At 65.8% G+C, this 11,195-nt stretch carries 8 protein-coding genes; 6 read left to right on the top strand and 2 right to left on the bottom strand.

Annotated features, from left to right (window positions below):
- The first annotated feature begins 130 nt into the window (after window positions 1-130).
- Both XI04_RS13120 and XI04_RS13115 read left to right on the top strand, forming a co-directional pair.
- Window positions 131-1,339 carry an MFS transporter gene (locus XI04_RS13120; protein ID WP_271609562.1) on the top strand — a complete coding sequence of 403 codons (1,209 nt, stop codon included), beginning with the start codon at window positions 131-133 and terminating at the stop codon, window positions 1,337-1,339.
- 217 nt (window positions 1,340-1,556) lie between these two features.
- Window positions 1,557-3,272 (top strand): N-acyl-D-amino-acid deacylase family protein, encoded by a 1,716-nt coding sequence (locus tag XI04_RS13115; RefSeq protein WP_028139700.1) that lies wholly within the window; start codon window positions 1,557-1,559, stop codon window positions 3,270-3,272.
- A 225-nt stretch (window positions 3,273-3,497) separates the two neighbouring features.
- Here the strand turns inward: XI04_RS13115 and XI04_RS13110 are convergent, their stop codons facing one another.
- Complete coding sequence (locus XI04_RS13110) at window positions 3,498-4,832, bottom strand: MFS transporter (RefSeq protein ID WP_271593961.1); 1,335 nt, start codon at window positions 4,830-4,832, stop codon at window positions 3,498-3,500.
- Window positions 4,833-4,978: 146 nt separating this feature from the next.
- On the opposite strand from XI04_RS13110, the gene XI04_RS13105 reads away from it, so the two are divergent.
- The 4 genes from XI04_RS13105 to XI04_RS13090 are packed head-to-tail and all read left to right on the top strand — an operon-like array spanning window position 4,979 to window position 9,577.
- On the top strand, window positions 4,979-5,632 hold the full coding sequence (locus tag XI04_RS13105; RefSeq protein ID WP_271609561.1) for an ABC transporter ATP-binding protein: 654 nt from the start codon (window positions 4,979-4,981) through the stop codon (window positions 5,630-5,632).
- Window positions 5,629-8,091 carry an FtsX-like permease family protein gene (locus XI04_RS13100; protein ID WP_271609560.1) on the top strand — a complete coding sequence of 821 codons (2,463 nt, stop codon included), beginning with the start codon at window positions 5,629-5,631 and terminating at the stop codon, window positions 8,089-8,091. The genes XI04_RS13105 and XI04_RS13100 overlap by 4 nt, the downstream gene beginning before the upstream one ends.
- Window positions 8,081-9,163, top strand: a complete 1,083-nt coding sequence (locus XI04_RS13095; RefSeq protein WP_271609559.1) for a lipocalin-like domain-containing protein — start codon at window positions 8,081-8,083, stop codon at window positions 9,161-9,163. Before XI04_RS13100 ends, XI04_RS13095 begins: the two co-directional genes overlap by 11 nt.
- A 27-nt stretch (window positions 9,164-9,190) precedes the next feature.
- Window positions 9,191-9,577: an MAPEG family protein gene (locus XI04_RS13090; protein WP_038946835.1), complete on the top strand. Its 387-nt coding sequence runs from the start codon at window positions 9,191-9,193 to the stop codon at window positions 9,575-9,577.
- Between the two features lie 230 nt (window positions 9,578-9,807).
- On the opposite strand, the gene XI04_RS13085 is transcribed toward XI04_RS13090, so the two are convergent.
- Window positions 9,808-11,001, bottom strand: a complete 1,194-nt coding sequence (locus tag XI04_RS13085) for an ABC transporter substrate-binding protein (RefSeq protein ID WP_028139694.1) — start codon at window positions 10,999-11,001, stop codon at window positions 9,808-9,810.
- Window positions 11,002-11,195: the final 194 nt, after the last annotated feature.

The raw sequence follows: 11,195 nt of genomic DNA, 5'->3' as shown, positions 1-11,195 counted from the left end.
GGCGTTCGCAGGGACGACAGCGGGGATGGAATCCCCACCCGCACTACCTGCCATGCGCCTGCGTTCATGGACAAATAACCGCTCTCCCCGATAGTTTGCGCGCCTTCCAGGGAGTGAAACCGGAATTGCAATGGTCGACGTTCTCGCCGCACCGCAGCAAGGCAAGGCGGACAGCGCGCTACGCACGCTGACCGGAATCTCGATCGCGCATTGGGTCAGCCATTTCCACCTGCTGGTCCTGCCGATGCTGTTCCCGTTCCTCAAGGCTCAGCTCGGCGTCGGCTATATCGAGCTCGGCTTCGCGCTCACCGTGTTCGCGGTGGTGTCCGGATTGACGCAGGCGCCGACCGGCTATCTCGTCGACCATTTTGGCGCGCGACGAATTCTGCTGGCCGGCCTCACGCTCGGCGGCTTCGCGCTGATCCTGCTCGGTCTGCACCTCAGCTACGCCTCGCTGATCGCCTGCGCCGTGCTGCTGGGTCTCGCCAATAGCGTCTATCACCCCGCCGACTACGCGATCCTGGCCGAGCACATGGACGAGGCACGGATGGGCCGCGCCTTTTCGATCCACACCTTTGCCGGGTTTCTTGGCGGCGCGGTGGCGCCGGCAATCGTGGCTGCACTCGTCACCCTGTCGGGCGGCGTCGGCGCGCTGATCGCCTCGGGTGCGATCGGCATTGCGGTGGCGTTTCTGCTACTCGTCATGAACATTCCCGACGCCGGCGCCAGCAAGAAGAAGCCAGGCGCGGAGAACGCGCCGAAGCAGGCTGTCATCACGCCGGCGCTGATCGTGCTGACCGCGCTGTTCATGCTGCTCAGCCTGTCGGTCGCCGGTATCAACAATTTCGGCGTCGTCGCGCTGATGAGCGGCTATGGCACGTCCTACTCGGCCGCCAACGTCATGCTGACGGCATTCCTCGGCGCCAGCGCCGCCGGCGTGCTGGCCGGCGGTTTCCTTGCCGATCACACCGAACGCCATGGCTATGTCGCAGCGGCCTGCTTCGCCGTGAACGCGGCAATCGTGCTGCTGATCGCGCTGGTGACGCTACCCGGCTGGGCGCTGACTGCCGCGATGACGGCGGCGGGCTTTCTGTCCGGCGTGATCGCCCCCTCGCGCGACATGCTGGTGCGCAATGCGGCTCCTCCCGGCGCTGCGGGGCGCGCCTTCGGCATCGTCTCCACCGGCTTCAATCTCGGCGGCATCATCAGCCCGCTGCTGTTCGGCTGGATCATGGACCAGAGTGCGCCACACTGGGTGTTCGGCGCGTCGGTGGTGTTCATGGTGGCGACGGTGGCGCTGTCCCCGTTCACGGAGCGGAAGCGACAAGCCGGTTCTTGAGGAGAGCGGCTGCCACAAATTCAATCGTCGTCCCCGCCTAGTGCGCAATTGCGCACGGGGGGCGGGGACCCATAACCCCAGGGAGCGGTTGTGGAGCGAAGCTGCCAACTACGAGTCTTCGCCAAACTCCTCCCTGTGGCTATGGGTCCCGGATCTGCGCTGCGCTTGTCCGGGACGACGAAAGAAGACTTAGAAAAACAAAAACGGGAAGAAACACATGAGCACCCCTGATCTCGTCATCCGCGGCGGCACCGTTGCGGATGGAAACGGCGGCGAACTGTTCGAGGCCGACGTCGCCATCACCGGCGGCAGGATCAGCGAGGTCGGCAAGGTCTCTGGCAAAGGCGCCGAGGAAATCGACGCACGCGGAAAGCTGGTGACGCCGGGTTTCGTCGACGTGCACACCCATTACGACGGCCAGGTCACCTGGAGCCAGGACATCACGCCGTCGTCGCAGAACGGCGTCACCACGGCGATCATGGGCAATTGCGGCGTCGGCTTCGCGCCGTGCAAGCCCGCCGACCACACCCGCCTGATCCAGCTGATGGAAGGCGTCGAGGACATTCCCGAGCCCGTCCTGAGCGCCGGCATTCCCTGGGCCTGGGAGAGCTTTCCGGACTACATGAACTGGCTCTCCAAGCGCGATTTCGACATCGATGTCGGTGCGCAGCTGCCGCATGCGGCGCTACGGGTCTATGTCATGGGCGAGCGCGGCGCACGCCGCGACCCCTCGACCACCGAAGACAATGCCGCGATGGCCAAGCTCGCGGGCGAGGCGGTTCGCTCCGGCGCGCTCGGCTTCTCGACCTCGCGCACGCTCAACCACCGCACCTCCACCGGCGACTTCACGCCGACGCTAAAGGCCGGCGAAGACGAGCTCACCGCGATCGCCGGGGCGATGCACAGCCAGGGCCGCAGCGTGCTGCAATTCGTGCTCGATCTCTCCACCATCCACGAAGACTTGCCGATGATGTTGCGGGTCGCCGACACGACGAAGTGTCCGATCTCGTTCTCGATCACGCAGAACGACAGATCGCCAAACCGCTGGCGCCAGACGCTGGACGAGATCAATGCGGCGGCGAAGCGCGGCCTCTCCATCACCGCGCAGATCGCGGCGCGCCCGGTCGGCCTGCTGCTCGGGCTCGAGCTGTCGCGCAATCCGTTCCAGACCCATCCTAGCTACAAGGCGATCGCGCATCTTCCCTTGAAGGAGCGGCTGGCGCGGCTGCACCAGGCCGACGTGCGCAAGGCAATCCTGAGCGAGACGGCAACCGCCACCGACGATCCGCTGTTCTTCCGGCCCAACTACGACAAGATGTTTTTGCTCGGCGATCCCCCCGATTACGAGCAGCCGCCGGAGAACGCGCTGGGGCCGCAGGCGCGCAAGCAGGGCCGTCAGCCGGAAGAGCTCGCCTATGACGCGATGCTGTCGGACCAGGGCCGCGGCATGCTCTACGTGCCGTTCCTCAACTATGCCGACGGCAATCTCGATGCGACGCGCGAGATGCTGATCGACCCGCAATCGGTGCCGGGCCTGTCCGACGGCGGCGCGCATTGCGGCATCATCTGCGATGCCAGCTTCCCGACCTATCTGCTGACGCACTGGACGCGCGACCGCACGCGCGGCGAGAAGCTGTCGATCCCGTTCGTGGTCGCAGCGCAGTCGCGCAAGACGGCGCTCTCGGTCGGCCTCACCGATCGCGGCCTGATTGCGCCCGGCTACAAGGCCGACGTCAACGTGATCGACTATGACCGTCTGCACCTGCATCCGCCGAAGGTGCATTACGATCTGCCGGTCGGCGGGCGGCGGCTGTTGCAGGACGTCGACGGCTACGAGGCGACGATCGTCTCAGGCGTGGTGACGCGGCGGCATGGCGAGGCCACGGGCCGCCGGCCGGGGAAGCTGATCCGCGGGGCGCAGGGGGTGAATTAGCAGCTGATGGTGAGTGAGGCGCGAAGTCCGCGCCTCATTCTCAGTGTCGTCCCTGCGAACGCAGGGACCCATAACCACAGGGAGCGGTTATGGGGCTAAACTGATAACTCCGAGTCGTCGCCAAACCCCTCCCTGTGGTTATGGATCCCGGATCTGCGCTTCGCTTGTCCGGGACGACAGTTGGGGTTGTGGCCGGCGGCCTCTATCTAACCCTCGCCCGCCCCCTTACGTGGGCGAGACCGCACCCTTCAACGATGCTGCCTGCGGCGCCGCACCGCGCGTCAGCCTGGCCTTTTCCGAGTTCGGCCACAGCAGCAGCAGGCCGAGCAGGCCGGAGCCGACCATGATCACGGCGTTGATGGTGAAGCCGGCCATGTAGCCATCGACCGTGCTGCCGGCACGCTGGATCATCGCCCCCATCACGGCCGGCGCGATGATGCCGGCCAGCGTGTAGAGCGCACCATAGATCGCGAGGATCGCGCCGCGCTGCGACGTCGGCGTGAATTCGCCGAGCATCGGCGGGCAGACCACATAGATCGCCCCGCACAGGCCAGAGCCGACCACGAGCAGCGCGATCTGCAAGCCCGCGCCCTGAACATGCGGCATCATCGCCAGAATCAGCCCGCCGATGACCAGCGGCACCGAGCCGAGCACGCCGCGAGCCACGCGGGTGTTGTAGCCGCGCGCCATCATCACCTGCGAGATCCACCCGGTGAGAATGACGATGGTGGCACCGAACACCCAGGGCAGGATCGAGATGAAGCCGGCCTGGCTCTGCGAGAAGCCGAGCCCCTTGACGATGAACGGCGTGAACCAGGTCAGGCCGAGCGAGAGTGCCCAATAAGCACCGAAGGTCGCCGCGACGCAGCCGATGAAGGTGCGAGAGGTGAGAAGCTGCAAGTAAGGGATCTTCTGCTCGGTCGCGGCCAGGACCTGCGTGTCCTCCAGCGGGCCTTCCTTGCCGAGCGCGAGCCAGGCACAAACCCAGATCAGGCCGACGATTCCGAGCGCGCCGAAGGCATAGTGCCAGGAATGATTGACGATGACCCAGTTCAGCGCCGGCACCGCCAGGATCACGCCGAAGGCCGAGCCCTGCGACAGGATCGCGGTCGGCAGCGTGCGCTTCTCGTCGGGGAACCATTTGTAGATCGCGTGCGCGGCGACGGAGAAGGCCGGGCCCTCGCCGGCACCCAGCACGATGCGGCAGATCAGCAGCGTAGTGAAGGAGACGGTGCCGACCATCGGAAACTGCGCCAGCGCCCAGATCACTGCGAGCACGAGCAGCACCCAGCGTGTCGGCACCTTGTTGACGATGAAGCCGACCACAATGGCGGCGATCGAGAACAGGAAGAAGAACGAGGAGCCGAGCAGGCCGAACTGCTCCGGGGTGAGCTTCAGATCGGTCATGATCGGCACGCCGGCGAGACCGACGACGATCTTGTCGGCGAAGTTCACGACCATGAAGAGGAAGAGGAGAAAGGTGACGGTCCAGGCGCCCTTCGGCGTTCCCTTGGTCCCGATCGTCTTGCCGGCTACCTCCGTCGTTCCCTCAACGCTCATGATTCTCCCCCGTCGATGTCTTTTGGCACTTTTTTGATTTGGCTATCTTGGGAGCTAACAACGGCTTCGAGACCAACGCAACCCGGCATTTCCGCAGCAAGTGTGCTACGCAGCAATTCCGCTAATTCCGCCCGGCGCCATTCATCGTGTTGAGCATCCGAAATCTCTCCAAGACTTTCTCCTCGGCCGGCGAACCGGTCCATGTGCTGCGTGGCGTCGATCTCGACCTTAAGGAGGGTGAACGCGTCGCGCTGACCGGCGAGTCCGGCAGCGGCAAGAGCACATTGTTGCACCTGATCGCGGGACTCGATGCCGCCGATGGCGGCACGATCTGGCTGCAAGACACCGAAGTCACCGCGCTGTCCGATGCAGGGCGCGCCAGCTTGCGGCGCGACCAGATCGGCCTGGTTTTTCAGCAATTCAACCTGATCCCGAGCCTGTCGGTCGGGGACAATCTGGTTTTCCAGGCGCGGATCGCCGACCGTCACGATGCAGCCTGGACCAAGGAGCTGGTCGAACGGCTCGGCCTCGGCCCTCTCCTGAAGCGCTATCCCGAGCAATTGTCCGGCGGCCAGCAGCAGCGGGTCGCGATCGGCCGGGCACTGGCGACGAAGCCCTCGCTGCTGTTGGCGGACGAGCCGACCGGCAATCTCGACGAGGCCACGGCCGAAAACGTGCTGGCGCTGACGCGCGACCTCGTCGCGCGCACCGGCTGCGGCTTCCTGATGGTGACCCATAGCCTGCATCTGGCCGGCACGCTCGACCGCCACCTCACCCTGCATGCGGGGCGGATCGCATGAGACGCGCGCTCTGGGTGCTCGCAGTGCTGCTCAGCCATTGGCGGCGTCACAAGATGCAGTTCGCGACGCTGCTGGTCGGGTTGATCGCGGCGACCGCGCTGTGGAGCGGCGTGCAGGCCATCAACCAGCAGGCCCGCAATGCCTATGACCGCGCCGCCGCGACGTTCGGCGGCGCCCGCACCGCCATGCTGGTCGCGCCTGCTGGCGCGACATTTCCCCAGGAGCTGTTCATCAAACTCCGCCGTGCCGGCTGGCCGGTGTCGCCGGCGCTGGAGGGGCGGGTCCAGATCAACGGACGCTCGATGCGGCTGCTCGGGATCGAGCCGGTCACCCTGCCGGTCGAAATCGGCAACGCACCGCGTCTCGGTGCTGCGGATCTAGGCAGTTTTGTTGCACCGCCGGGCCAGACATTGGTGGCGCGGGAGACGCTGAGCGACTTGCAGGAAACGGAAGGCGCGGCGCCACCGATCAGCAACGGCGCGACATTGCCGCCGCTGCGCGTGTTGCCGCAGCTCGCGCCCGGCGTGCTGGTGGTCGATATCGGCGTGGCGCAGCGTCTGCTGAACAAGCCGGATCAGGTCTCGCGGCTTCTGATCGGCAAGCCCAGGAGCAAGCCTGCGCCGCTGGCAAGCGTGGTCGGCGACCGGCTGCAGCTGGTTGAGCCGAACGCGGAGACCGAGCTGGAGCGCCTCACCGACAGCTTTCATCTCAACCTCACGGCGTTCGGCCTGTTATCGTTCTTCGTCGGCCTGTTCATCGTCAACTCGGCCGTCGGCCTCGCCTTCGAGCAGCGGCTGCCGATGTTGCGGACCTTGCGCGCCTGCGGCGCCTCGGCGCGGCTGGTCAACACCGTGCTGGTGATCGAGCTCGTGGCGCTGGCGCTGATCGCCGGCCTGATCGGGCTCGTCTGCGGCTATTTCATCGCGGCAGTGCTGCTGCCCGACGTCGCGGCGTCGCTGCGCGGGCTCTATGGCGCACAGATCCCGGGGCAGCTGACCTTACAGCCTGAATGGTGGCTCGCCGGCATCGGCATCAGCATTGCGGGCGCGCTGGTTGCGGCGGCGACCAGCCTGATCAAGGCGATCAGGATGCCGGTGCTGGCGACGGCGCAGCCGCGCGCCTGGCAGCAGAGGCAGCGCCGCTGGCTGATCCTGCAAAGTCTGGCCGCCTGCGCCGTGTTCGCGGTCGCGCTGCTGCTGCTCCAGTACGGGCAATCGCTGATCGCAGGCTTTGGCGTGCTGGCGGCGTTGATGTTCGGTGCGGCCCTGATCCTGCCGGCGCTGCTCGAGATCATCCTGCTCGCGGGCCAGCGCGCCGCGAGGAAGCCGCTTGCGCTGTGGTTCTGGGCGGACAGCCGGCAGCAGCTTTCCGGATTGTCGCTGGCGCTGATGGCGCTGCTGCTCGCGCTCGCCGTCAATGTCGGCGTGTCCACCATGGTGGAAACCTTCAGCCGCACCTTCCTCGGCTGGCTCAACGGTCGGCTCGCCGCCGACGTCTACATCAGCGCCTCGGACAATGCGCAAGGCGTTGCCATCCGGAACTGGCTGCGCGAGCGCAGCGACGTGCAGGCGCTCCTGTCGGGCGGCCGCGCCGAGGCGCAGGTTCAGGGCCAGCCGGTGGAGCTGCTCGGCCTGCCCGATCACGCGCTCTATCGCGAACGCTGGCCGCTGCTGGAAACCGCGCCGCGCGGCTGGAGCCGGCTCGTGCCGGGCAATGCCGCCTTCATCAGCGAGCAGCTCAGCCGCCGCCTCAACGTCCGCGTCGGCGACGTCGTCGAGGTGCCGGCGCCGGGCGGGACCTGGGAGCTCGACATCGTCGGCATCTATGCCGATTACGGCAACCCTAAGGGGCAGCTGACCGTCAACGTCGCGGCGCTGATCCGGCAGTTTCCGCAGACGCCGCAGACGCGGATCGGCCTGATCGTCGCGAAGGAGAATATCCCCGGCCTGATCGCGGCGTTGCAGAAACAGTTGGCGCTCGACGACCGCAGTGTCGCCGACCAGGCGACGGTGAAGGCCGAATCGATCCGCATCTTCAACCGCACCTTCGCAGTGACCTCGGCGCTGAACGCCTTCACACTCGGTGTCGCCGGGATCGCGCTGTTCACGAGCCTGCTGACGCTGGCGAACTCCCGCCTGCCGCACCTCGCGCCGCTATGGGCGATCGGCATCACGCGGCCGCGCCTTGCCGCGATCGAATTGACCAAGACGTTGTCGGTGGCGCTGTTCACGGCGCTGCTGGCCGTTCCGCTCGGGCTCCTGGTGGCGTGGTGCCTGATCGCGATCGTGAACGTGAAGGCGTTCGGCTGGCGGCTGCCGTTCCACGTGTTTCCGCTGCAACTGGTCGAGCTGGTCGCGGTCGCGCTGTTGGCGTCGCTGCTGGCGGCGCTGTTGCCGGTGGCACGGCTGGCGCGGATGCAGCCGGCAAATCTCGTCAAGGTGTTTGCCAATGAACGCTGATCGCATGTCGCGCCGCGCCTTCGCCGGCGGCATCGCTGCGCTGGCCCTCGCACGCCGCGCCAGCGCGCAAGGCTATGCGGGGCTCGGTGAAAAAGCGGATGGCTTTGGGAAGGTGACGCCGGGAAAGCTGTTTGCCTTTCCTGGCGATCACGGGCCGCATCCGGACTTTCGCATCGAATGGTGGTATCTGACGGCAAACCTCATCGACGGCAGCGGCGCGGCTTGCGGCCTGCAATGGACGCTGTTCCGTCAGGCGGCGCAGCCAGGCCCTCAAGGCGAAGGCTGGGCCAATCAGCAGGTCTGGATGGCGCATGCCGCAGTGACGCGCGCCGACACCCACCGCTTCAACGAAGTCTTTTCACGCGGCGGCGTCGGCCAGGCCGGCGTCACGGCCAAGCCGTTCGATGCCTGGATCGACGATTGGGAGATGAAGGCTCTCGAGCGAACCGATGACCGCACTTTGGCGCCGCTGGCGCTGAGGGCGTCCAGCACAGATTTCAGCTACGCACTGACGCTGGAGGCCGATCGCGCTGTGGTGCTGCAAGGCGATCGCGGCTACAGCCGCAAGTCGGAGCGTGGCCAGGCGTCCTACTATTACAGCCAGCCGTTCTATCGCGCTCGCGGCACGCTCACCATCGACGACAAGCCGGTCGATGTCTCGGGCCAGGCCTGGATGGACCGCGAATGGAGCAGCCAGCCGCTCGACGCCGACCAGACCGGCTGGGACTGGCTGTCGCTGCATCTGTCGTCAGGCGACAAGCTGATGCTGTACCGGCTGCGGCAGAAGGAAGGCAAAGACTATCCGTTCGGCAACTGGATCAGCGCTGCCGGCGAAACGCAGATGATCACGGGCGGCGACATCCGGATGATGCCGAAAGCGACGGCGGAGGTTGCGGGACGCAAGCTGCCGGTGGAATGGCAGATCGCGATCCCGTCGCGATCGTTCTCGATCCACTGCAAGCCGCTCAATCCCGGGGCCTGGATGGGGACCGGCTTCTCCTATTGGGAGGGGCCGATCAGCTTTGCCGGGACGCATGACGGCGTTGGCTATCTCGAGCTGACCGGGTATTGAAGCGCGGTCTGTTTGAAGGAACCAGCGATGTATCATTTCACCGCTCTCGTCACGCTGCTGGCGATCGCATTTTATTTCTTCACCGCCATCAACGTCTCGAGCGCGCGCACCAAGACCGGCGTCAAGGTGCCGGCGATGTCGGGCCATCCGGATTTCGAACGCGCCTTCCGCATCCAGGCGAACACGCTGGAATGGATGCCGATTGTCCTGCCGGCGCTCTGGCTGTTCGCGGTCTATATCGGCGACGGCATCGCGGCGGGGATCGGCGCCGTCTGGATCATCGGCCGCATCGTCTATTTCATTGGTTATTCGAAAGCGGCAGCCAAGCGCGGCCCGGGCTTCATGATCCAGGGCATCGCCGCCATCGCACTGTGGGCCGGCGCGCTGGGTGCAGTGGTGTTGCGGCTGGTGTGAGGCGGGGGCCGCGGCCACACGTTCCGCTGTCGTCCCGGGGCGCGAAGCGAGCCCGGGACCCATAACCACAGGACGAAGTTGTAGCGCGAGCCGATCACTCCGAGTCCCCGTAACCACACAGTCCTGTGGTTATGGGTCCCGGATCTGCGCTTCGCCCTCGACAACGCTACGCGTTGCCAAGGGCTGCGCTTGTCCGGGACGACACTGAGTTATTGGCGCGATCCTCGCCCCTACTTCGTCAGCGGGCAGCCGCTGTCCTTGGCGGTGAAGAAGGCCTTGTCGCCGGGGACGGTGGCGAGCAGCTTGTAATAGTCCCAGGGCTTCTTCGATTCCGACGGCTTCTTGACCTCGAACAGATACATGTCGTGGATCATGCGGCCGTTCTCGAGCACCTTGCCGCCTTGCGCGAAGTCGTCGTCGACCGGCAGCTCCTTCAGCTTCCTGGCAACCGCATCCGGATCCTTGGTGCCTGCCGCCTTGACCGCCTTCAGGTAGCTCAGCGTCGCCGAATAGGTGCCGGCCTGGATCATGTTCGGCATCCGGCCGGTGCGCTTGAGGAAGCGTTCGCCGAGATTGCGGGACTTGTCGTTGACGTCCCAGTAATAGCCTTCGGTCAGCACCAGGCCCTGTGCAGCCTGGAGGCCAAGGCCATTTACTTCGGCGAGCGTCATCAGCAGGCCGGCGAGCTTCTGGCCGCTGGCGACGATGCCGAACTCGGACGCCTGCTTGATCGAATTGGTGGTGTCGAGGCCGGCATTGGCAAGGCCGACGATCTTCGCCTTCGAGCTCTGCGCCTGCAGCAGGAACGAGGAGAAGTCCGAGGAGTTGAGCGGCACGCGCACCGAGCCGACCACCTTGCCGCCATTGGCGGTGACGATCTCGCTGGTGTCCTTCTCCAGCGCGTAGCCGAAGGCGTAGTCCGCGGTGAGGAAGAACCAGGTGTCGCCGCCGGCCTTGGTCAGCGCACCACCGGTGCCGACGCCGAGCGCGCGGGTGTCGTAGGCCCAGTGGAAGCCGTAGGGCTGGCAGGCATCGCCTGTCAGCCGTGAGGTGGCGGCGCCGACGACGATGTCGATCTTCTTCTTTTCCTTGGACAGTTCGTGGATCGCGAGCGCGACCGAGGAGGTCGTCAGCTCCGTGATCATGTCGACGTTCTCGACGTCGTACCAGCGCCGCGCGATCGAGGTCGCGAGGTCGGCCTTGTTCTGGTGGTCGGCGGTGACGAGCTCGACCTTCTGACCCAGCACCTCGCCGCCAAAATCCTCGATCGCCATCCTGGCCGCCTCGACCGACCATTTGCCGCCGTAATCGGCATAGACGCCGGACTGGTCGTTGAGGATGCCGATCTTGACGCCTTGCGCGGAGGCCGGCGCCGCCAGCACCAGAGCAGAGGTTGCGACGGCGGCCAAAAGTGCTGATTTCATCTGTTATCTCCCAGCAGTTTTCTGTTTTGAAATCGCGCGGATACTAGGGAAGAACCCCGCGCCTGCCCATCCATTTCAAGTTGGTCGTTAGTATGGAGGTCGCCACAAAAATGGCGTCGTCCCGGGGCGCGACGAAGTCGCGAACCCGGGACCCATAACCACAGGAAGGAGTTTTGCGAAGAGCTTCGCGCCAA

Source organism: Bradyrhizobium sp. CCBAU 11430 (assembly GCF_028128855.1).
In the GTDB taxonomy this organism is placed as follows: Bacteria; Pseudomonadota; Alphaproteobacteria; order Rhizobiales; family Xanthobacteraceae; genus Bradyrhizobium; species Bradyrhizobium ottawaense.
The sequence above is the reverse complement of the archived record's forward strand: the minus strand, read 5'-3'. Positions and strand labels throughout refer to the sequence as shown.

Coding starts and splice junctions, on each gene's coding strand:
- XI04_RS13115 (WP_028139700.1), top strand. CDS start 1,557: ATGAGCACCCCTGATCTCGTCATCCGCGGCGGCACCGTTGCGGATGGA.
- XI04_RS13100 (WP_271609560.1), top strand. CDS start 5,629: ATGAGACGCGCGCTCTGGGTGCTCGCAGTGCTGCTCAGCCATTGGCGG.
- XI04_RS13095 (WP_271609559.1), top strand. CDS start 8,081: ATGAACGCTGATCGCATGTCGCGCCGCGCCTTCGCCGGCGGCATCGCT.
- XI04_RS13120 (WP_271609562.1), top strand. CDS start 131: ATGGTCGACGTTCTCGCCGCACCGCAGCAAGGCAAGGCGGACAGCGCG.
- XI04_RS13085 (WP_028139694.1), bottom strand. CDS start 11,001: ATGAAATCAGCACTTTTGGCCGCCGTCGCAACCTCTGCTCTGGTGCTG.
- XI04_RS13110 (WP_271593961.1), bottom strand. CDS start 4,832: ATGAGCGTTGAGGGAACGACGGAGGTAGCCGGCAAGACGATCGGGACC.
- XI04_RS13090 (WP_038946835.1), top strand. CDS start 9,191: ATGTATCATTTCACCGCTCTCGTCACGCTGCTGGCGATCGCATTTTAT.